Source organism: Paenarthrobacter sp. YJN-5, from assembly GCF_015040095.1.
Taxonomy (GTDB): Bacteria; Actinomycetota; Actinomycetes; order Actinomycetales; family Micrococcaceae; genus Arthrobacter; species Arthrobacter ureafaciens.
Map to the genome: position 1 here is coordinate 860,302 of NZ_CP053544.1, position 21,921 is coordinate 882,222.

Sequence of the window (21,921 nt, forward strand, 5' to 3'; positions counted from 1 at the left end):
GGCCTTTCAGGAGTGTTCTTGCGGTTTATTTGATTCCGGAGAATCCGATGGAGTTCACAACCTTCTTGCCGAAGGCGATGAACAGGATGAAGATCGGCAGCGCGGCCACGAGGGTTCCGGCCATGAGCCCGGACCAATCCAGGGCGCCTTGCGGGGATTGTGATTTGAAGACGCTCAGGCCGACAGTGAGTACCCGGACGCTTTCGTCCTGGCCAACCAGGAGAGGCCAGAAATATTCGTTCCACTGACCGATGAAGGTGAGCAGCGCCAGGGTGGCGATGGGGGCTGCGGCGTTGGGAAGCACAATCTGGAAGAAGATCCTCAGGTGCTTGGCGCCGTCGAGCATGGCCGCTTCCTCAACCTCGCGGGACATGCCCAGGAAGAACTGGCGGAGGAAGAAGATCGCAAACGGCGTCATGAACAGGAACGGGAGGGTCATGCCGGCCATGGTGTTGAGCAGCCCGAGGTTCTTGATCATGAGGAAGTTGGGCAAGGCGGTGAAGATGGGCGGGACCATCATGGTGGTGAGGAACAGGCCGAAGACCTTGTTCCTTCCGGGCCAGCGAAGCCGGGCGAAGGCGTAGGCGGCCATCGCGCTGAAGAACACCTGCGCCACCGTGGTGACCGTGGCAAAGACGATCGAGTTCCTCAGGTAAAGCCAGAAGTTGATGGCGGCACCGGAGCCGCCTTCGGCGATTGCTTCCTCGGTGGTTTGCAGGCCAAGGACCCGTTTGAAGGCGCCCCAGCTGAACTCGGCGGGGAGGAGGTTGCCCGAGTTGGAGGCAAGGGCGCCGTTGCTGGAAAGTGCCGTACGCAGCATCCAGTAGAAAGGGGCAACGGTCACGGCGACGGCGACGGCGACCAGCACCCACGCGCCGATGCGGCGCCAATTCAGGGGCTTCTTCCGGGACGGTGTGCGGGTTTCAGGCAGGGTTGAGCTAGTCATTGCGGTTCCTTAGTCCAGGTCCGATTCGTTGCCTTTGAGGAACTTCATCTGGATGAAGGCCACCAGGGCGAGAATGATGAACAGGATGACGGACAGTGCGGAGGCGTAGCCGAAGTCCGACTCGCCGAAGGCCTTTTGGTAGATGTACATCTGGATCACGCGGGAGGCGTTGACGGGGCCGCCGTTGGTGGTGACGGCCACGGTGTCGAAGACCTGGAACGATCCGATGACCGTGACCACCAGGACCAGAACCAGCACGGGCCGGAGCAGCGGCATGGTGATGCTCCAGAACGTCCGGGCGGGTGAGGCGCCGTCGAGGTTTGCGACCTCGTACAGGTGGTTGGGAATGGCCTGTAGGCCGGCAAAGATCAACAGTGCCGTGTAGCCCATGTGCCGCCACACGTTGACGAACGCGATGGTGGGGATGGCCCACTGCTCGCTGCCGAAGAAGGCCACCCGGGGGAGTCCGATCCAGCTCATGACTTCATTGACGATGCCCAGTTGGTAGTCCAGCATCCAGAACCACACAAGTGCCACGATGACGTTGGCTACCAGGAACGGCAGCAGCAGGGCGCCACGGATGAAAGTGGATTTCGCTACCCGGTGCATCAGCAGCGCGAGCCCCAGCGCGATGACGGTCTGGAATCCGATGTTGAGCGCCACGTACTGGAGGGTGACTCCCATGGCGTTCCAGAACAGTTCGTCCTGGAAGAGGGCCGAGTAGTTCTTAGTCCCGATCCACGTCGGCTCACCCAGGATGCTGTATTCCGTGAAGCTGAGGTAGATGCCGCGGATGGTGGGGACCAGGAAGAAGGCCACGAAGCCAACCATCGCCGGAAGGATGAAGAAGATTGCGATCCTAAGGTCGCCGAGCCGGCTGGTAATGCTGCGTTTGACGGGTGCGTTCCCGGGCCCCTGCTTGCGTCCGGAGCGCTTGGCTGCGCTGGCCGGAGGCTTGGTGAGTGTGGTCATCGTCGACACTTCCTGACTGTGATGCGGGTAACAACGATGCTGAATCTACACGAGTAGAAACTTGTTAAGCAAGATCTTGTCTGGTTTTTTGATGTGATAAGTCTCCTTAGTTGACTCGTGTAGATAGTGGTGGAAGACTAGCATCACGCCCTTCTACGGGCGCCTCAATCCCAAGCAATGCAGCTCAGGAGGACAAAATGTCGTTTTCGATTGGTGTCTTGGGCGTCGGCCAGTTCGGCGGCCAATTCGCGCACTTGTTCAAGCTCCACCCCGGTGTCAGCGCGGTCTACGCGGTGGATGAACTCCCCGAGCGGGCGCTGGCCGCCCGGGAGCAGTGGAGCTTGGACGGCACCATGGCCTCCTTCGACGAACTGCTGGCATCCGACGTCGATGCGGTCGCTATCTTTACCCAGCGATGGACGCATGGCCCGTTGGTTGAACGGGCGCTGCGCGCCGGAAAGCACGTCTACTCCGCCGTGCCGATGGCCGTTTCCGAGGAAGAAATCGAGCGCATCATCACCGCCGTCCGGGAAACCAAACTCGTCTACATGATGGGTGAAACGAGTTACTACAACCCCGCCACGGTCTTCGCCAGGAAACAGCAGGAAGCCGGAAAGTTCGGCCGCATTTTCTACACCGAGGGGGACTACGTCCATGACATGGACCTTGGTTTCTACGAGGCCTACCAGTACAGCGGCGGCGACCGTTGGAAGGAGACCGCCAGCTACCCGCCCATGTTGTATCCCACCCACGCAATAGGCGGGGTTCTGGGTGCTGTCCCCGGCTATGCTGTCAGCGTCAGTTGCATCGGAGTCAAGGACCACCGGAACGACGGGGTCTTCGACAAGGACGTCAGCATGTTCGCCAACGACTTCTCCAACGCAACGGCCCTGTTCGAAATGAACGACGGCGGTGCGATTCGCACCAATGAGATGCGCCGGGTGGGGTACCCCTCCCACATCCGGGAGTCACGGTTCCGCTATTTCGGCACCGAGGCAAGCTTCGAACAGCTCGCGACCACCACACTGTGGCAGGACAAACAGGGCGTCACCGATGTCTCGGACCAGGTTGAAACGAAACCCACCATGTCACCTGACGATCCGTCCCTGGCGGGCGTAGCCCCTGAACTTCGGGACGCTTTCATCTCCGGCCTAGCGCCCGTCCACGAGCCCGCCCGGCTTCCGCAGGAGTTCCTCGGTGCCCCCAACGGCCACGAGGGCAGCCACCAGTTTCTCGTGGACGACTTCGTCACTGCCGTCAACAAGAACCAGCTGCCACCCGTCAATGCCTGGGTTGCTGCGCGGTACACCCTCCCCGGCATCGTGGCGCACCAGTCCGCGTTGCGCGGAGGTGAGCGCCTTCGCATCAGGGACTTCGGCGACGCTCCTGCGATGTAGCTAGCATTTACCCCATGACCACTTCTGCTGTACAAACCCCGCGCGGCCCTGTGACCCGCAAGGACGTGGCCCGGTACGCCGGGGTGAGTACCGCCGTCGTGAGTTACGTTGTGAACGGCGGGCCCAAGAACGTGGCGCCGGCAACCGAAGCCAAGGTGCGGGACGCCATCCGAATCCTCGGATACCGCCCCAACGCGGCTGCGCGGGCGTTGAAGCTGGGGTCGAGCGAGACTATCGGCGTGGTGGTTCCGGACAACACGAACCCGTTTTTTACCCATCTGGCGCATGCCGTGGAAGAAGCTGCCGCCGCGCTGGGCTACGGCATGGTGCTCGCCAACTCGAACGGCAGCCTGACCCGTGAACGCAAAAACATCCACACCTTGGCGGCGAGGCAGGTGGATGGGGTTTTCCTGGCAAGCTGTGTTTTCGACCCGGACCTGACGGACCTGGAGGCCACCGACATTCCGTCTGTGCTGCTGAACAACCTTGGTTCGCCTCCCGGTTTCAGTAGCGTGGGAGTGGATTTGGAAGCCGGTGCGCGTGCTGCCGTGGAGCATTTGATCGGCCACGGCCACACCAGCATCGGCCTGGCGATCGGCACCAATACCGGCAATCAATTGGACGGGCGTGAGGCCGGTTGGCTGGCCGCGTTGCGTGCGGCAGGGCTGCCCGACGGACCACTGATACACGGGGAATTCAGCAGGCCCGGCGGCTACGAGGTGGGCAAGCGGTTCCTGGCCATGGCCAACCGGCCAACGGCGATCTTTGCCAGCAGTGACATGCAGGCCATCGGCATACTGCGCGCATTCCACGAAGCCGGTGTGCGGGTTCCCGCGGACATCGCGCTGGTCTCCTTCGACGGTTCCCTCGACGCCGAGTACAGCTGGCCGGCGCTGACCACCGTTTCGCAACCCATCGAGGCAATGGCCGAGGCCGCGGTCCGGTCACTCGTGGGCGCGAACCGTGGGGAGGAGCTCCAGCACCACATCCTGCCCACCGAGCTGATCATCCGGCAGTCCTGCGGTTGCCCCTAGCTTCCTCTCTCACGTCCCACCCCCTTCCCGGCGATCCTCTGTCACATCATCACCCGTTGAGGGCTTCCCTCTATCACTCCTCTCAAGGAAGTGAGAGAGCGTCGGCCTGAACGCTGCGGGAAGTGATAGAGCGTCGGTAGGGGAGGTCGGCTAGGAATCCACGCTGGCGTAGCGCGCCGGGCGGGACAGCACCCGGTTAATCTGCGCTGTCCCGGCAGCAACAGCCAGCCGCACCAAGACGAAACCTGTGGCAAACACCGCACCGATGGTCAGAAGAACCACGGGCTGGGTCAGCAATGCCGGGCCAGCCAACGGCAGCACCAGCGCACCAGCGGCTGCCGCCGAGATACCCGCCACCAGGAGCAGCGGTGACATCACGGCCCTGACCCGCGCACTCACCATGAGCTTGCGGGGCATGCCCACGCGGTCCAGGGCAACCAAAGTGGACGCCCTGTCCAACACCGAGGACGCCTGGTTGACCCCGGCCGAGCAGGCAACCATCAGAAAGCTACCCAGCAAGGTGATCATGACGCCGGTGTTGATATCCCGGACCAAGAGTGTGGTTTCGTCCGCGGCCCCACTGCCCATGGAGTCCGCCACGGCCATCCCGACCCCCACAAACACGCCTACGAAGCTCGTCATGGCGACGCCGCCTACTTGGCGCCACGATTCCTTGGGGTTATCCAGCACGGTCCGTGCGGCGAGAAGCTGTTCGGGCTGTCTGGCGCGCTTCAGCTGTGACATCGCCTGCAACTTCAGAACCCAGGGCCCCATCAGATTGAGGGCCAGCAACGCCATGCCGAAACATCCGGCCATCACACCGAGGATCACGATGAACGCGTCAAAACTGCTGAGCATGCCCATGGCCACCACTCCGGCAATCACCACCAGAACCGCCACGAGTCCGCGAACCCAGTGGGCGCCGTAGGTCGTTTGCCGTGTCCGTACGCCCAACGGAGTCACCACCACTTTCCGCAGCCCGAGCGCCGCGCTGACCGCGGCAATGAGGCAGACGGCAAGGACGCAAGCCAGAATCGACGGGACCGGCAACCATGCGTGAGTGCCGATTGCCTGTCCCCTGAACTGGATCAACCCGAGGAACGGTGCCACAACGGCGTACAGCGACGCCCCGGCCAAGGCCCCTACGGCGGCCAGGACGGTGGACTCGATGACCGTCATCCAGACCACGGTGGCGCTGTTCGCTCCAAGCAGCCGCAGGGACGCCAGCCGGTCATCCCGACGGCGGGCGGCAAGGCGCGCAGCCGACCCGCCCAGGGTCAGCAGCGGGATAACAAGGAGGACCATTGCGACGACGGCCAACGCTTGGTAAGTGCCTGCGAGACCGTCCGTCCAAGTCCAGAAAACCTGCGAGCCCGCCGCAACGGTAAGCAGCAGCGCAGTGACGGTTCCAAACGCAAGGACCGGCAGTCCGGTCTCGCGAAGGCCTGAATCACGGATATTGCCCTTGCTGCGCGCAATGTACGGCGTCAGCCGGAGGGCCATGCTGAGGCTAGACATTGAAGGCACCCTTGAAGTTGTAGTTGCCGGAAGCTGCAGTCCTGCCCAGTCCCGCACTGTCCGCAATGATCCGACCGTCCCGCAGCTCCACTACACGCCCGCAGCGTTCAGCGACATTGGGATCGTGCGTCACCACCAACAACGTGCGCCCGTTGGCGGCCACGGAGCGAAGCAGCACGTCGAGTACCTCGCTGGATGTCGCAGAGTCCAAGGCTCCAGTGGGTTCATCCGCGAAAATCACCCGGGCTCCTGTCACCTGTGCCCGCGCGATCGCCACCCGCTGCACTTGGCCGCCGGACAATTCGCCGAGGCGACGCTTCTCCTTGCCCGCCAATCCCAAGGCGGCCAGCCACTCGGCGGCACGCGACTCGGATGTGCGCCGGTCCGTGCCAGTCAGCATGAGCGGGAGAGCGACGTTTTCCAAGGCGGTCAATTCCGGCAGCAGCATGCCCTGCTGGAAGACGAATCCGAACTCCTCGCGGCGGAGCTTGGACAACTCAGCGTCGGACAAGGTGCGCAAATCGAGCGCGCCCGCCTGCCGGCCCAAGGTGACCGAACCGGCGTCGGGCCTCAAAATTCCGGCGAGGCAGTGCAGAAGGGTGGTCTTCCCCGAACCGGACGGCCCGATGATCGCGATCGACTCGCCCGCCTGCGCGGTGAAGTCAACGTGGTCAAGGGCTACGCCTCCGGGGTAGTGCTTGGTGAGTTGCTGGGCGTGGAGGATGGCGTTCATGATTCCAGCATCCCCAAGCCCGGGGTTCCGGGGCATCAGTCCGCCGGCTGAACTCCGACGGCGGGCCTCCACCCGCGGTATGAGACCCATCTGGGTCGCAGCTGCGCGCGTTTTGAAGGCTCAGAACGCGCACAAATGCGACTTAGCGGTTCCGCGCCGTCGGCGCCCCATGGAGTGGGGAAAGTGTGTGTCCTGCTCGCCGTGGGCTCTGGCAACTCAGTGGTGAGGGGATGATCATGGGAGTGTCTGCCGCGGTGAACGCCGACCCAACTTGGTACCCGGAGTCCGTGACCTAGCGTGGCGTGGAGGATTTCCATGGGAGCCATGGATTGTTGCTTCGAGCACGGGTGTTAGATTCCTGATTATTTTCCAGTCCTCCCCACGGTAGATGCGAAACAGCCGTACGAGAGGTTGGGAGGAAGCATCATGGAGATTGATAAGGATCTGGATGTCGTTCACGAGCGTGCCGCTGGCCTGGATATTTCCAAGCGCGACGCGAAGCTGTGCGTGCGGGTTCCGGGTGCACGGCCCGGGACCTACACATCCAAGGTCACGACGTGGGCTGCGACCACCGGGCAGGTCCTGGAACTGCGAGAGTACCTCGAGCAAGCCCGTGTGGACATGGTGGTGATGGAGGCGACCAGCGATTACTGGAAACCGTTCTACTACCTGCTCGAGGAGACCGTCCCGGTGATGCTGGTCAACGCGAAATCCGCCAAGAACCTCCCGGGCCACAAAACCGATGTCAAGGACGCCGCCTGGCTGGCCCGGATGGGCGCTTACGGGCTGCTGCGTGCCTCGTTCGTGCCTCCCGAGCCCATCCGTGACCTTAGGGACCTTACCCGGGCCAGGGCCATCGCTGCCCGGGACCGGGTCCGGGAAATCCAAAGGTTGGAAAAGTTCCTCGAAGGCTCCGGGATCAAACTCTCCTCGGTCGTCTCGGATCTGACCGGGGTCTCCTCACGAGACATGCTCGAAGCCCTGATCCGTGGCGAACGTAACCCCGAAGTCCTTGCCGGCATGGCCCGCGGAACACTGCGCTCGAAAATCCCGGCACTGGTTGACGCGCTCACCGGCCGGTTCCGGCCCCACCACGCGTTCATGGCCAGACTGCATCTGGACCAGATCGATGCCCACACCCGTACCATCGAGGCCCTCACCCAACACATTGAGGAGGCGATGAAACCCTTTCGTGACGCCAGGGAAGCCCTGGCCACCATCCCCGGAGTCTCCCAACGAGTCGCCGAAGTGATCATCGCCGAAACCGGCGCGAACATGACCGTGTTTGACACACCTGCCCGGCTCGCATCCTGGGCAGGTGTGTGTCCCGGAGCGAACGAATCCGCAGGCCACATCAAATCAGCGCACATCCTGCCCGGCAACAAGTACCTCAAAGCAGCCCTCGGCACCGCGGCCATGTCCGTCACACGATCAAAGAACACCTACCTCGCCGCGAAATACCGGCGCATCACAGCCCGCGCCGGACGCAACAAAGCCCTTGTCGCTGTCGAACATTCGATCCTGAACGCAGCCTGGCACATGCCCCGGAACGGCGAAATCTACAACGACCCCGGCGCCGATCACTACAACCGGATCAGCCCAACCCGAGCGAAAAACAAAGCCATCAAACAACTCAACAACCTCGGCTACGACGTCACGATCACCCCGGTCACCGCAGCCTAACCCACCCCTACTTTCGTATTAGTTGGGTGCGCCGGCGATCCGGAGCTTGGCCACATTCTCGGCCAGCACCTTGCGGGCATCGTCACCGAGCAGGGAGTCGGTGATAAGTTCGTCCGCCTCCTCAAGGGCAGCTATGGAAGCGATGCCTACAACACCCCATTTGCTGTGGTCGGCCAGGACCACGGTGCTGCGGGCCGATGCCATGAAGGCCCGGTTGGTTTCGGCTTCAAGCAGGTTGGGCGTGGTGAAGCCGGCCTGCGCATCCATGCCGTGCACGCCGAGGAACAGCGCGTCCAAATGCAGCTGCTTCAGCGACGACGTTGCGATCGGACCTACCAGGGCATCCGACGGCGTGCGCTCGCCGCCGATCAGAATCACTGTGGAGCCGAACCGTCCCGGACCGGACGACGCGCCGTGGTGGAACAGGTCCGCGATCCGGACAGAGTTGGTCACCACCGTGATGCGCGGGCCGTGGACGAGCTCCTGGGCCAGCGCCCACGTGGTTGTCCCGGCGCTGAGCCCGACGGCCATGCCTTCCTGCACCAGCGCAGCCGCCTCAACGGCAATGGCATGCTTCTCGGACATCAGCCGGGTGGACTTCAGTTCAAACCCGGGTTCGTGGGTGCCCGCATCTCCGGGAAGCTTGGCGCCGCCATGGATGCGCTCAACACGCCCGGTTTCTTCCAGGGCCTCAATGTCCCGACGGACCGTCATGGGGGAAACGCCCAACAACTGGGCCAGATCCGAGACACGCACCACGCGTTCGCGTTGCACGGCTTCGAGGATGGCGGAGTGGCGTGCTGCCTGAAGCATCAGGGCCTTTCTTGGGGGGCCTCGAGGGAGGGAGTCGTCTGGCTACAGTCTAGGGCGGGATTCCGTTGGCTGACTGCACAGAACGACGACGGCGCCGCTCACCTGGTGTGGTGGGCGGCGCCGTGGGTCCCGGGAGGGAAGGGACGTTACTTGCGCAGCGACTCGGCGATCTGCTTCATGATCGAGGGGTCGGCCAGGGTGGTGGCGTCTCCGGTGTCGCGGCCTTCTGCGATGTCCTTGAGGAGGCGGCGGACGATCTTGCCGGAGCGGGTCTTGGGCAGTTCCGGCACGATGAGCAGTTGCTTGGGCTTGGCGATGGGACCGATTTCCTTGCCCACGTGGTTGCGCAGTTCCAGGACGGTTTCGTCGCCCTTGTTGGTGGCGTCACCGCGGAGGATGACGAACGCGACGACGGCCTGTCCGGTGGTGTCGTCCGCGGCTCCGACCACGGCTGCTTCAGCAACAGCGGGGTGGGAGACCAGGGCCGATTCGATTTCGGTGGTGGAGAGTCGGTGGCCGGAGACGTTCATGACGTCATCCACGCGGCCCAGCAGCCAGACGTCGCCGTCTTCGTCCTTCTTGGCGCCGTCCCCTGCGAAGTACATGGCTTCGAACCGGGACCAGTAGGTGTCCTTGAACCGTTCCGGGTCGCCCCAGATGCCGCGGAGCATGGAGGGCCACGGTTCGCGGACCACGAGGTAGCCGCCCTCGCCGTTGGCCACCGAGGCGCCGTTTTCGTCCACGACGTCCACGGCGATGCCGGGCAGGGGAACCTGGGCGGAGCCGGGTTTGGTGGAGGTGACCCCGGGAAGTGGGGCGATCATCTGGGCACCGGTTTCGGTTTGCCACCAGGTGTCCACGATCGGGGCTGGATTGGCTTTCTTGCCGCCGTTGCCGCCGATGACCTCGCGGTACCACATCCAGGCTTCGGGGTTGATGGGTTCGCCCACGGAGCCCAGGACCCGGATGGCGGAGAGATCGTACTTGGCAGGGATCTCGCGTCCCCACTTCATGAACGTACGGATGGCCGTGGGGGCGGTGTAGAGGATGGAAACCTTGTACTTTTCGGCGATTTCCCACCAGCGGCCCTGGTGCGGGGAGTCCGGGGTGCCTTCGTACATGACCTGGGTGGCGCCGTTGATGAGCGGGGCGTAGGTGACGTACGAATGCCCGGTGACCCAGCCGACGTCGGCGGTGCACCAGTACACGTCCGTTTCCGGGTGCAGATCGAACACAGCCCTGTGCGTGTAGGCGGTCTGGGTCAGGTAGCCGCCCGTGGTGTGCAGGATGCCCTTGGGCTTGCCGGTGGTGCCGGAGGTGTAAAGGATGAACAGCGGGTGCTCGGAATCATGCCCGACGGCGGTGTGCTCGCTGGGTGCCTTTTCAACCGTTTCGGACCACCAGAGGTCCCGGCCGTCCACCCAGTTGACGTCCTCGCCGTTGCGCTTGACCACAACCACGTTGTTCACCGTGTGTCCGTCCTTGGAAAGAGCCTCGTCCACGGCCGGCTTGAGCGGGGAGGGCTTGCCGCGGCGGTATGTGCCGTCGGCGGTGACCACGAGCTTGGCCTCGGCGTCCTCGATCCTGGACCGCAAAGCATCAGCGGAGAACCCTCCGAACACCACGGAGTGGACCGCGCCGATCCGGGCGCAGGCAAGCATGGTGATGACGGCCTCGGGAATCATCGGCAGGTACACGGCCACCCGGTCGCCCTTGGCAACACCCAAGGACTCGAAAGCGTTCGCGGCCTTCTTCACCTCTTCGGTGAGTTCCGCGTACGTGTACGTGCGGGTATCGCCCGGTTCGCCCTCGAAGTAGATCGCTACCCGGTCACCGAGGCCATTCTCCACGTGCCGGTCCAGTGCGTTGTAAGCGGCATTGACCTCCCCGCCAACGAACCACTTTGCAAACGGCGGGTTGGACCAATCCAGCGCCTGATCGAAGTCCTTGCTCCACGTCAGAAGCTCACGCGCCTGATTCGCCCAGAACGCAGGCCGGTCCGCATCAGCTTTTGCGTACTCATCAGCCGTTACCACCGCATTCGCCGCGAACTCCGCCGACGGCGCAAACTTACGGTTCTCCTGAAGCAGGTTTTCAAGGGCATCCTGGCGGGCCTGGCCCCCGGCGGCCGAAGGTGCTGCGGTTGCCGTTGATCCGGTGGTGTCCTGGGACATGTGAACCTCATCATTCATCGCGATCTAAGCCGCAACCGCCGTCCGCGGGGTCCCGCACAAGCCGTGTTCCGGCGTCGTACTGGCCCTGGGCGGGGGCTGCAGCGCTGTCCGCCATCAACACTATCCCTTTCGAGAGGTCCTACGTGTGCCTCATCACAAATGCGTCAGTGAGCGGTAAGGATTTGGCGCCGAATGGCGCGTTGGGTGGCTGGGAACCGCTTTCATGACGACGACGGCGGCACCCGTTTCGCCGGTTGCGGGCCACGCATTCCTGCGTCCATCCGTAAGTAGCCTTTGAGTTTGCTGAGGGCGAAGCCGGAGGACCGTTTTTGGCTAGGTCAGTGTCTGTGGGGTGGCATAGGCTGAATAAGTCTTGGGGACGCCAGAGGCGTGTCAGGTTGGGCTGCGGAATGCCGCGGAACAGCCGGTCCGGACTGCCCAGGACGACGCCGCACGAAGGAGATTAGATGAACCAGCTGAGACCAGGCCCGCACGACTCGCAATCCTCGGGAACGGACACCAACGCTGGAACGGCCACACCTGACAGCACGGCCACCACGTCCGGGGCAGCCGGCAAGTTTGAAGCCGTCGCCGGTCCGTTCACGGTCAGGGACTTGACGGTCTTTGGTTCCGTCCTGTTGATGTTCATTGCGTCGCTGCTTCCCATGTTTGGCGGTCGCTACAATCTGTGGAACCTGGGCAACCTGTTCTTCCTCTTGTTGGGGGTCATCCTTCCGCTGGTGGTTGCCGCACTTTTTGTGGCACGTCGCCTCCAGCCCGGCACCAACATCCGCATCGGCTCCCTGTCCATTGACCAGTTCGCCTCAGTCACCGCTGCCTTCGCCTTGCCCCTGTTTTTCCTGACGATCGCGGACTCCTTTAACGGCAGCGTCTTGCTGGGCCTCGTGGGCTCCGTGGGCCTGCTTGCCGCCACGGTCCTTGGGCCGCACCTTCCCTTCCTATCGGTCGACTTCAAGGGCCGTGCCGAAACACCAGCGCACGTCGTGGCCCGGCAAGCCGCTGTTCCCACCCGCAAACCGGCTGCGCCCAAGGCACCGAAGGTGCCCAAGGACGGCAAGTCCGGTGTTGGCCCGGCAGTCCCCGGATTCACCGGTTCGGCCTCGGCTTCGGGTGCGCAGGCCCCTGTTCCGCAGCAGACCCCTGGTGCGCAGCAGACCCCTTTTGCGCAGCAGACCGGGAGCCAGCAGCCTTCCGCCCACACGCCTGTGACCCACTCTGCGCCGGCGACGCAAGCCGCGCCGAGGACCGCAGACCAGTCCGCGCGGGGCCCGCAGCAGGGTGCGCAGGAACCTGCCTCCCGGGAGCCCGGCAATTCCTCCGCAGCCCTCGGAACCGCGGCCGGTACTCCCGCCGCTGCAGCCCAAGGCGGCGATCAGCCTGCGGCCGCCCAGCCGGGAACCGCACAGCCTGCAGCCGGCCAGCCTGCGGCCACGCAGCCGGGAACCGCCCAGCCGGGAACCGCCCAGCCTGCGGACGCCCAGCCGGGAACCACCCAGGAAGCAGCTGCGCAGCAGGCAGCATCCCGACAGGCTGCGGCCGAACAGGTCGGTCAGCCGGCCGCCCAGCAGCAATCCAATGAACGTCCATGGGCCGCGACCATGGCGACGCCGATCGTTTCGTCCGACACCAGGACCGTCAGCGACTCCATCGGCGCAACTGTGGATCCCGCGAGCCGACCCGACGAGTCCCAGGACGCGCCGCACTACGAGGCTTTCTGGTTCGCCGTAGCCCAGCCGCGAACGGCCTATGACCAGAGGACCGGCGCTCCTGCGTTCGTCATTCAACCCGGTGGTTGGGTGTTGGCTCTCGAGGACCGCGGCCATGAGTTCCTGGTGCAGGACACCGACGGCAAGCTTGGGGTCCTCAGGGAGCTCAGCAACATCGAACGCGGTTAGCAGGACGCCGTGGCCATCACTGACGCTGGTTCCCCGCTCGCGCTCAAGCGCCGCGCACGCAAGATCAACAGGGTGCTCGCGGAGAAGTATCCGTACGCACATGCCGAGCTGGACTTCCGCAACCCCTTTGAGCTTGTGGTGGCCACGGTCCTTTCTGCCCAAACCACCGATGTCCTGGTCAATCAGGTCACCAAGATCCTGTTTGCCCGCTACCCGGACGCCCGTTCCATGGCGGAAGCAGACCCCGTCGAACTTGAGACCATCCTGCAACCCACGGGGTTCTTCCGCGCCAAGGCCCGGAACGTCCTCGCCCTATGCAACCGGCTGGTGGACGAGTTCGACGGGCAGGTCCCCGGTCGCCTGGAGGACCTGGTAACCCTGCCCGGCGTTGGCCGGAAGACTGCCAACGTGGTCCTGGGCAATGCCTTCGGAGTCCCCGGTATCACGGTGGATACCCACTTCGGCCGCCTGGCAAGGCGGTTCGGGTGGACCGCGTCGGAGGATCCGGTCAAGGTCGAGTTCGACGTTGCAGAGTTGTTCGAGCCGCGCGATTGGACCATGTTGTCCCACCGCGTGGTGTTCCACGGCCGGAGGATCTGCCACGCGAAGAAACCGGCTTGCGGGGCGTGCCCGGTGGCGAGCTTGTGCCCTAGCTACGGTGACGGCGAAACAGATCCGGTCAAAGCCGCGAAGCTGCTTAAATACGAGTTGGCGCCCGGTAACGAAGCATTGCTGGAGCAGTTGCTGGCAGAAACGCACCGGGCCGCCGAGATCCGGATGGAGTCCCAGAGGAGGCCCGTTGACGGCGTTTGAGGATTTATCAGCGCTGGTTGCCCGTTTCGAGGGTGGCGGGCAAAGCCACGCCGGGCAGTGGGCCAAGCTGCCGGTCAGCGCCGAGACGAACAGGCCTGCGGCGGTGTTGATGCTCTTTGGAAAGCTGGACGATGTCCCGGCCGAATCGGATCGTCCCATTGCACCGGCAGACCTCGATGTCCTCCTTTTGGAACGGGCACATACCTTGGACGACCATCCAGGCCAAGTGGCTTTCCCGGGTGGCAGTGTGGACCCCGAGGATGAATCGGTGGTTGCTGCCGCCCTCCGGGAAGCCGTTGAGGAGACCGGACTGGACGTCGCGGGAGTACGTGTTCTGGGAGTGATCCCGGAGTTGGGCATCACGCGCAGCAACTTCCGGGTCACTCCCGTTGTGGCCTGGTGGGACTCCCCGTCACCGGTGGGTGTAGTGGATTACGCCGAATCCGCGCAGGTGTTCCGCGTTCCTGTCCGGGACTTGCTGGATCCCGCCAACCGGGTGACGGCCACCATCAGCCGCATGGGACGCACCTTCACCAGTCCTGGTTTCACGGTGAACGGCGTCCTGGTCTGGGGGTTCACGGGCATGGTCCTCAGCGGGCTGTTTGATGAGCTCGGCTGGACCGTGCCTTGGGACGAAGGCAAGCTTTACGACGTCGATCTCTGACGCTTGCCAACCCTGCCCCGGGCAGTCCCACGGCTATGTCAGGCTGCCTCCCGGGCAGTGCTTGAACGGTCCACGATCAGTCCCGTTGCTGCGTTTTCGCGTACCGCGTGGATGCCTTCCACGACGCCCTTGAGGTGCTTGTACGCGGGCGATTCCGCCACCACGGTTCCGTCCGCTGCCGTAAGGCGGAAGCGGTACGTGCCGTCGTTGTCCCGCACAATTACGAATCTGCCAGCCATCGCTGATCCCCCTTGTCAAAATGCGTCTTTGCATACGTTGAGTGGCCTTGTGTTGCAGGCCACACAAGAGACCGTATCCAGAAGCGGCGAGGAATTAAAGTTACTTCCGGGTACCCGTCATTGGGGTGGTCATGGTCCATCACAAAGCGTCTTATGACTGGTCCTGGAGCCGAACGGCGGGTACTGCGCCTTCAGATGAAAGCACGGCTCCCGGTGCGGGAACAGGTGTTTCCAGCAGGGTCCGGCTGTACTCCCTCTCGGCTTCTTCCAAGCGCCGTGCTTCCATGTGGCGAAGCTGGTCCAGGTCCGATGCGTCAATTTCCCGGTCCACGGCGAGGGTGTCCATCCACGCCAGACTCGCAACGGCGTCGTGGTGTTCTCCGAGCACCCGCTGGAGGGCAACTGCCGGCTGAAGGATGAGTAGGGAACCGGGACCGAGCGCCCCGGCAACGGCCTCCAGGGCATAACGGAGTCTTTTGACGTCCTTCCGGGCGTCGTGGAGAAGTTCATTTCGTGCGGGGCCGGAGCGGGATTTCTCTGCCTCGGCGATTCGCTGCTGCATCACCTCCCACTGACGGTGCAGGCAGGCGATGGCTTGCCCGTCGGTGGGACCATTCGACCCTGTTCCGTGAGACGGGAGGCCGGCAAAATCCGTTATCGCCATGCTGGCACGTAGATCGCCGGCAACCTGACGGGCGATGCTGTTGCTCCGCTCCACCAGACCCTCGACGGCGGTGTGGAGGACCTCTGCCGACCGCCACGGCACCGGGGCGTCCAACCACAGCTTCACGCGCTGGGCCAGGACAAACAGGTCCCGCGCTTCACCCAAGGACGTCGCAAGCCACCTGATTCCGTGGCGCGCCTCCGGCGGGGCAGGGGGCAGGAAGAGGCCAAAGCAGGAAATCCCGGACCGCAGCCGCCGCAAGGCGAGGCGGGCGCTGTGGACAGCTTCCTGGTCGGCCGCCGGAATGAGGGGCACGGAACGCTGCACCTCGGCGATCTGAAAGGCGAGGTAGGCGTCCAGGGATTCGCGGACTTCCGAAGCCATGCAGCCAGTTTCCATCCGTGATGCGGCGGGCCACAAGGCCGGGGCTACTTCGCTTTGTCGTAGGAGTCGACGACGGCGATGCTCACCGGGAACTCCACGGGAATCCGGCCGAACATGAGTTCCTTGGCGGCATCGGCTGCTTCCCGGATAGCCTCCACGCACGCCTCCACCGCATCGTCCGCGGCATGGACCATCACTTCGTCGTGCAGGAAAAAGACGAGTTCACCCGAAGGGCGTCCTTCTGCCCTGAAGGTTCGCAACCGGCGTCGTAGTTCCGCCAGCCAGCACGCAGCCCACTCAGCCGCGGAACCTTGCACCACGAAGTTTCGGGTGAAGCGTCCACGCGAGCGTGCGATGGTGTCTGCCCGCCGCTGTTCCTCGGCGGTGGTGGACTGCTGGCTGCGCAACCAACCGAGGGAAGGCGCGGGACTGCTGCGACCCAGCCGGGTGGTCACCGTACGCCCCGCCTCGCCTTCGCGCGCCGCCTGTTCAACGAAGCCGACAGCACGCGGATACGTGCGGGCAAGCTGGGGCATCAAACGGCCGGATTCACCCGTGGTGGCTCCGTATATTGCGCCCAGAAGCGCCACCTTGGCTTTTTGGCGGTCGCCGCCGAACCCCTGCGCGGCGATGCCCGCATACAGGTCCTTGTCCCGCGCGGCCTCCGCCATCTTCGTGTCCTGCGCCAAGGCCACCAGAACGCGTGGTTCCAGCTGGGACGCGTCGGCGACAATGAGCTTGTGTCCGGGTTCTGCATGGACGGCCGCACGGATGTTCCTGGGAATTTGCAGGGCCCCGCCGCCCCGCGACGCCCAACGGCCGGAGACGACGCCGCCAACTACGTACTCGGGATGGAAGCGTCCGTCGCGAACCCAGGTATCCAGCCAGGTCCAGCCGTTGGCGGTGTGGAGGCGGGACAGTTGCTTGTACGCCAGCAGCGGTTGGATGGCGGGGTGGCCGGACTGCTGGAGTTCCCACTTGCGGGTGCTTTTGACCTCGATGCCGTTGCGGTGCAGGGCCCGCATGAGGTCCTGGGGCGAATCCGGGTTCAACGCGGGCGAATTGAGCATGTGCCGTAACTCGTTGCCCAGCGCCTCAAGCGCGGGTGGCCGGTGGCCCAGCGGAGGCCGCGGGCCAAGGGCTTCGGTAAGGATCTGCTCATGCAGTTCCTCGCGCCATGGAACGCCGGCGTGCTGCATTTCGACGGCGATGATCGCGCCTGCCGATTCTGCGGCGAGGAGCAGCTGCAGCCGCTTGGATAGATCAGCATCATCGACGTCGGCTAGGGCGGCCTGCTGGGCGGCGAACTCGTTCCGCAACTCAACCACGCCCGCCACAACGGGTTTGATGTCCTCGAAGAGGGCCCCTTGCGTACTTGGCGGGGGCGGCGGTTGCAGGGCCCTGGCAGGGGTTGTGTCGTCATCCTGGACGAGCTTCTCGGCGTTCTTTGCGTACTCCGTGTGGGCGGTCAGGGCGGAGTTGGCGAGGATTGATCCGCACAGCGCCAAGTCATGGCAGCGCTCCAGTTCAACACCCCGGGCCAGCAGTTCGGGGTACCAATCCTGGGCGCGGCTCCACACCCAGCGGGGCCGCTGCAGTTCCAGTTCACGTACGACGACGGGCAGCTCACCTTTGGTGACGGGGCGCGCATCGGATGTGGGCTTTCCGGAAGGGGAAATCCTCTGAATAGCTGCGCCGTCCTGGTGGGCGGCGAGCAACAAATACATGGAGTCCATTCTGCCTTGCGGCGCGGGACGCGTTGTACGGGGCAGAGCCCGTAAAGCCCGGGTGACTGTTCCTCCACAGCCTCGGAGTCCCGGGCTTGTCCACATACGCCCGGTTGAGCCCTACCTCCCGGCCCGGACACAAGCGAGGCTGGCTTCCATGGGCAGAAGACAACAACGGCCACGACCACCACACAGTGAAGCCTCAGGGGACCCCTGGATACCGCCTGCAGCCGCTGACATCCTGCTCGTTTCAGCCGACCCATACCTGCAGGATGAAGCCGTGCGCATCGTGGCGGCATCCGGCGGGAGGCTGCGCACAGTCGAACGGGTGGAAGAGGCGCTTTCGGGATGGGACACGGCCGATGTCCTGATCGTGGGCAGTGACGTCAGGGAGACGCCGCCACGCAGGCGAGCCCCGGCAGTCCTGTTGGGCCGGTCCGCCGAAGCCGAAGAATTGTGGAGGCTGGCAGCGGTTCTGGGAGCAGAGCGTGTTGCGGCGCTGCCGGAGGCCGCGGCATGGCTTGCCGAGCACCTGAGCCTGGCCAGCGCCCCGGAGCCCGGCGGAACCATGGTAGGGGTGGTCGGTGGGAGGGGAGGATCCGGCGCCACGACTGCAGCCATCTGGTTGGCCCATGCCGCGGCCAACCATGGCGTTGCTACCCTCTTGGTGGACGGTGACCCGTGGGGAGGCGGGGTGGAACTGGCTGTCAGTGACCAGTCCCTGCCGGGACTGAGGTGGCCGGACTTCGCCGCGACAAGGGGCAGCATCGATCCCGGCCAGTTCAGGGACTCCCTGCCCACGGCTGGAGGCTTCGCGTTTTTGTCCTGGCCCGGTACGCGCGAGCCGTTCGAAAGCACGGATCCGGCCTCCGCATCTGCCGTTCTCGATGCGGCCCGCCGGGCATTCGAACTGACTGTCATTGACATTGCCCGGAACCAGGAAGGATTGCAGGCGTTCGCCTGGGACTGCGACCGGATACTGCTGCTCACCACAACGCACCTGAAATCCGCCGTCGCAACCGCGAGGGTCCTCAACGAGGTGCCACCTACCGACACAGGGCTGCTTGTCCGCGCCGCTGGATCGGACCCAACAGACCCTCACCTTGTGGCCGATGCCCTGGGAATTCCGCTGGCAGGAGTGGTACCGGACCTCCGTGGAGTAGGGGCCGGGACGGAGCAGGGACGCCTCCTGGAACTTGGACGGCGCCGGCCTGTCAGGCGGTTTGCCGAGGCGGCACTTGGATTGAACGGTGGCGACCGGTGAACCGAAGGGACAACCGCGGACGGGAACAGCGACGTCTTGACGCGGTCCTTCTCGAGACAGTTCGGGAGTCGGTGCTGGCAGGACGCGGCCCCGTCACCCCTTCCACCGTGGCAGCAGCTGTCCAAGCCAGCGGCAAGCTCCTTGGCACAGCAGGGGCTTTGGAAGCGGCCGAGACGATCAACGCCGAACTCAATGGCCTGGGTCCGCTGCAGCCCTTGGTCCGCGATCCAGCGGTCACCGACATCTTCGTCAACGCGCCGGACTCCGTCTGGTTGGACAGGGGCGGCGGTTTGGAGCGCTCGACCGTCAGGTTCGACACAGAAGCCCAAGTACGGTCACTTGCCTCACGATTGGTGGCCGCTGGCGGGCGTCGCTTGGACGACGGCTCACCCTGCGTGGACGTTCGCCTCAGCGGTGGCTACCGGGTGCATGCAGTGCTCCCGCCCATCTCCACCGCAGGCACCCTGCTCTCTATCCGTATTCGGCGGGAAGAAACATTCACCCTCACCGAATTGCGGGCAGGAGGAATGTTTTGCGAAGAGATAGAGGACGTTCTCAGGGCGATCATCAGGCACCGCCTCAGCTTCCTCGTCAGCGGCTCCACAGGCTCGGGGAAGACCACCCTTCTGTCCAGCTTGCTGGGCCTCAGCGATCCCTCCGAACGGCTTGTCCTGATCGAAGACGCAGCCGAACTCAACCCCGTCCACCCCCACGTGGTGACCCTTGAGTCCAGGCATGGAAACCTCGAAGGGGGAGGCGCGCTGGATCTTGGTGAATTGGTGCGGCAGGCTCTCAGAATGCGGCCGGACCGGTTGATCGTGGGCGAATGCAGGGGAGCGGAGGTCCGTGAGCTCCTGACCGCGCTGAACACCGGGCACACGGGCGGGGGCGGGACCATCCATGCCAATACGGCCCAGGCGGTCCCTGCACGGTTGATCGCATTGGGCGCGCTCGCAGGGTTGAGCGCGGAGGCCGTGCGGTTGCAGGTCGCCAGTGCCTTGGATCTGGTGATCCACGTGGAGCGCTCGCAGACGGGCCGAAGAGTCTCATCTCTTGGCATCGTCAGCGACGCTGGTGTCAGCCAGACCGTGGTGCCGGCCCTGACGATGACGGACAGCGGCCTGGCACGCGGCCCGGGCTGGCCGCTGCTGGCAGCACGCTTGGCCATCGGCGCTGATGCATGAGTACCGCGTTCGTCGTATTCGCCACTGTTGCTGTGTTTCTCCACTTCCGGGGAGCTTATGCAGCCACACGGCGGATACGACGCCGTCTTGACCTTGGCGATGGAACACCACCCGCGACGGGCGTGCCAGCAACCGGGCGGGCGCAGCGTGCACGACTGTCCGGCCGTTTTAGGGGCGCCGCTGCCGAACGAACCCCGTCAGTGTCCATGGTGGTCCTGGTGCAGCAGCTCGCTGCCCTTCTCCGTGGCGGACGGGCGCCCCTGCAGATGTGGGACGAGCTGTGGCGCGTGCATACGTCGGTGCCCGGTGGACCGGGAGTACCTGGGCGCCGATCCTCCCGCGATGGAAGGCAAGGCGCTGTATCCGTAGTCTCCGGAAATTCTTTGGAGATACTGGCCGCGGCCCGTGCAGTAGCAGCAGTGGGCAGTTCCCCGGCCCAAGCAATAAGGAGCGCGTGTGCCCGGGTGTATCCCGTGCGCGGTAGCAAGGAACGGCGGGTTTGGGTTGAGTTGGCCGCGTGCCTCGACATCGCGGAGATCAGCGGGTGTCCGCTCGCCGGGCTATTGGCGCGCTTTGCTGCCCAGCTGGAAGCGGAAGAGGACGCCGAGGCTGCCCGGCAGACTGCCTTGGCGGGACCCAAGGCAACCGTCCGGCTCCTGTCGTGGCTCCCCGTCTTTGGGCTGTTGCTCGGGATGGCCTTGGGAGTGGATCCCGTGGGGATCCTGCTGGGTAACGTCATGGGCACAGCGACGTTCGTCTTGGGGCTGGTGCTGACCATGGCAGGCCGCCTGTGGTCGGCGCGACTGGTTGCGGCGGCGGCGGGGGCTGATTGATGTCCGGTATGTCCCTGTTGGTGCTTGCGGCCTTGCTTCTTGCAGTCATGGTGGGCTTCGGAAAACGCAGACGGCCGCGTGCGGAGTTCCGCAGACGACTGAGTCTCACCGGCGCCGGGCATCCGGCAACGCCGCACACCAGGAACTCTGAAATTTCCGTGGGTCATGCCGCGCCGCTTCACGAGAGCGCAGCGGACGGTTTGCGCGATCCCGCGATGATGCTCGAGCTGATGGCTTCGATGATGGACTCCGGGGCAGGAATCGGGCGGGCCTTGGAACTCATTGCACGGAGTGCCATCACTCCTGTTCGCGACTCCCTGAGGCCTGTAGTGGCAGCGTTGTTCTTGGGAACGGACTGGGAAACAGCGTGGAGTACACCTGGCCGCCAACCTCCCGAAGTGGCCCGTATACGTGATGCGTTGGCTTTCGCAGCACTTACCGGTGCGCCCTCGGCATCGATCCTGTATGCCCAGGCCGCCCGGGAACGCCGTGAACAGTTCCGTGCTGCAGAAAAACGCGCGGCCGCCCTGGGAGTCAAACTCGTTATTCCCCTTGGCCTGTGCTCGCTGCCGGCCTTCATTTGCCTCGGGGTGGTGCCCGTCCTCATCGCCATGCTTCCCCCGGGTTGAGGCTCACACTGCTCCTCCACAGAAGGTACAGGCAGCGGGTTTTCCACTTGGACGAACGGGGACCTTCAAAGGTAATCCGCGGACCGGAAGAGTCGTCTTACCGGAATCTTCCGGATCTACGAGAGGAATGTCTTGACCATCATCACCAGCTCTTCGCCAGCTCGTCGAACGCATCGGCGTCAGGGCCGTTTTGTCTTTGGGGCCTTTGCGGCCAGACGAGGTGCCAGGAATTCGCAGGCAGCGGGGGAGGCACGTCGGCAGCCCCTGCCGCAGGCAGCCGGGGAAGCTCGTCGGCCGTTGGCACAGGCCACCGGCGCCAGCCCGTCCCTCGCCT

General features: G+C 64.4%; 19 protein-coding genes. 10 read left to right on the forward strand and 9 right to left on the reverse strand.

Annotation, left to right across the window (positions count from 1 at the left end):
* Positions 1-25: 25 nt before the first annotated feature.
* Positions 26-946, reverse strand: a complete 921-nt coding sequence (locus tag HMI59_RS04060; protein WP_166186432.1) for a carbohydrate ABC transporter permease — start codon at positions 944-946, stop codon at positions 26-28.
* 9 nt (positions 947-955) lie between these two features.
* Positions 956-1,918 carry a carbohydrate ABC transporter permease gene (locus tag HMI59_RS04065; RefSeq protein WP_193592891.1) on the reverse strand — a complete coding sequence of 321 codons (963 nt, stop codon included), beginning with the start codon at positions 1,916-1,918 and terminating at the stop codon, positions 956-958.
* A gap of 197 nt (positions 1,919-2,115) precedes the next feature.
* On the opposite strand from HMI59_RS04065, the gene HMI59_RS04070 reads away from it, so the two are divergent.
* Together HMI59_RS04070 and HMI59_RS04075 are read left to right on the forward strand one after the other, a co-directional pair.
* Positions 2,116-3,315, forward strand: a complete 1,200-nt coding sequence (locus HMI59_RS04070) for a Gfo/Idh/MocA family protein (RefSeq protein WP_193592892.1) — start codon at positions 2,116-2,118, stop codon at positions 3,313-3,315.
* A gap of 14 nt (positions 3,316-3,329) precedes the next feature.
* Positions 3,330-4,349, forward strand: a complete 1,020-nt coding sequence (locus HMI59_RS04075) for a LacI family DNA-binding transcriptional regulator (protein WP_193592893.1) — start codon at positions 3,330-3,332, stop codon at positions 4,347-4,349.
* A 150-nt stretch (positions 4,350-4,499) separates the two neighbouring features.
* On the opposite strand, the gene HMI59_RS04080 is transcribed toward HMI59_RS04075, so the two are convergent.
* Positions 4,500-5,867 (reverse strand): FtsX-like permease family protein, encoded by a 1,368-nt coding sequence (locus tag HMI59_RS04080; RefSeq protein WP_227471530.1) that lies wholly within the window; start codon positions 5,865-5,867, stop codon positions 4,500-4,502.
* Positions 5,860-6,600 carry an ABC transporter ATP-binding protein gene (locus HMI59_RS04085; protein ID WP_193592894.1) on the reverse strand — a complete coding sequence of 247 codons (741 nt, stop codon included), beginning with the start codon at positions 6,598-6,600 and terminating at the stop codon, positions 5,860-5,862. Before HMI59_RS04085 ends, HMI59_RS04080 begins: the two co-directional genes overlap by 8 nt.
* A gap of 444 nt (positions 6,601-7,044) precedes the next feature.
* Between HMI59_RS04085 and HMI59_RS04090 the strand changes: the two genes are divergently transcribed.
* The gene (locus tag HMI59_RS04090) at positions 7,045-8,283 is read left to right on the forward strand and encodes an IS110 family transposase (protein WP_193593666.1); all 1,239 of its coding nucleotides are present in this window, start codon (positions 7,045-7,047) and stop codon (positions 8,281-8,283) included.
* A gap of 18 nt (positions 8,284-8,301) precedes the next feature.
* Here HMI59_RS04090 and HMI59_RS04095 read toward each other — a convergent pair whose 3' ends face one another.
* Both HMI59_RS04095 and acs read right to left on the reverse strand, forming a co-directional pair.
* Positions 8,302-9,096, reverse strand: coding sequence for a DeoR/GlpR family DNA-binding transcription regulator (locus HMI59_RS04095; RefSeq protein ID WP_062097882.1), 795 nt, complete (start codon positions 9,094-9,096; stop codon positions 8,302-8,304).
* 146 nt (positions 9,097-9,242) lie between these two features.
* Positions 9,243-11,270 (reverse strand): acetate--CoA ligase, encoded by a 2,028-nt coding sequence (gene acs / locus HMI59_RS04100; protein ID WP_193592895.1) that lies wholly within the window; start codon positions 11,268-11,270, stop codon positions 9,243-9,245.
* Between the two features lie 467 nt (positions 11,271-11,737).
* On the opposite strand from acs, the gene HMI59_RS04105 reads away from it, so the two are divergent.
* The 3 genes from HMI59_RS04105 to HMI59_RS04115 are packed head-to-tail and all read left to right on the forward strand — an operon-like array spanning position 11,738 to position 14,663.
* A complete protein-coding gene (locus HMI59_RS04105; RefSeq protein WP_193592896.1) occupies positions 11,738-13,186 on the forward strand; it encodes a hypothetical protein in 1,449 nt (482 codons plus the stop codon).
* A gap of 9 nt (positions 13,187-13,195) precedes the next feature.
* Positions 13,196-13,999 carry an endonuclease III gene (nth, locus tag HMI59_RS04110; protein WP_021473800.1) on the forward strand — a complete coding sequence of 268 codons (804 nt, stop codon included), beginning with the start codon at positions 13,196-13,198 and terminating at the stop codon, positions 13,997-13,999.
* Positions 13,986-14,663, forward strand: a complete 678-nt coding sequence (locus HMI59_RS04115; RefSeq protein ID WP_062097869.1) for a CoA pyrophosphatase — start codon at positions 13,986-13,988, stop codon at positions 14,661-14,663. The genes nth and HMI59_RS04115 overlap by 14 nt, the downstream gene beginning before the upstream one ends.
* Before the next feature lie 38 nt (positions 14,664-14,701).
* Here HMI59_RS04115 and HMI59_RS04120 read toward each other — a convergent pair whose 3' ends face one another.
* The 3 genes from HMI59_RS04120 to HMI59_RS04130 form a co-directional block, all read right to left on the reverse strand.
* Positions 14,702-14,902: a DUF1508 domain-containing protein gene (locus tag HMI59_RS04120; protein WP_021473802.1), complete on the reverse strand. Its 201-nt coding sequence runs from the start codon at positions 14,900-14,902 to the stop codon at positions 14,702-14,704.
* A 151-nt stretch (positions 14,903-15,053) separates the two neighbouring features.
* A complete protein-coding gene (locus HMI59_RS04125; protein ID WP_193592897.1) occupies positions 15,054-15,950 on the reverse strand; it encodes a CHAD domain-containing protein in 897 nt (298 codons plus the stop codon).
* 44 nt (positions 15,951-15,994) lie between these two features.
* A complete protein-coding gene (locus HMI59_RS04130) occupies positions 15,995-17,677 on the reverse strand; it encodes a bifunctional 3'-5' exonuclease/DNA polymerase (RefSeq protein ID WP_193592898.1) in 1,683 nt (560 codons plus the stop codon).
* Positions 17,678-17,834: 157 nt separating this feature from the next.
* On the opposite strand from HMI59_RS04130, the gene ssd reads away from it, so the two are divergent.
* From ssd to HMI59_RS04150, 4 genes are read left to right on the forward strand one after another with little or no spacing between them, the layout of a single operon-like run.
* Complete coding sequence (ssd, locus tag HMI59_RS04135) at positions 17,835-18,941, forward strand: septum site-determining protein Ssd (protein ID WP_193592899.1); 1,107 nt, start codon at positions 17,835-17,837, stop codon at positions 18,939-18,941.
* A complete protein-coding gene (locus HMI59_RS04140; protein ID WP_193592900.1) occupies positions 18,938-20,125 on the forward strand; it encodes a TadA family conjugal transfer-associated ATPase in 1,188 nt (395 codons plus the stop codon). Before ssd ends, HMI59_RS04140 begins: the two co-directional genes overlap by 4 nt.
* A complete protein-coding gene (locus HMI59_RS04145) occupies positions 20,122-20,958 on the forward strand; it encodes a hypothetical protein (RefSeq protein WP_193592901.1) in 837 nt (278 codons plus the stop codon). Before HMI59_RS04140 ends, HMI59_RS04145 begins: the two co-directional genes overlap by 4 nt.
* The gene (locus HMI59_RS04150; RefSeq protein ID WP_227471531.1) at positions 20,958-21,587 is read left to right on the forward strand and encodes a type II secretion system F family protein; all 630 of its coding nucleotides are present in this window, start codon (positions 20,958-20,960) and stop codon (positions 21,585-21,587) included. Before HMI59_RS04145 ends, HMI59_RS04150 begins: the two co-directional genes overlap by 1 nt.
* Positions 21,588-21,921 lie beyond the last annotated feature (334 nt).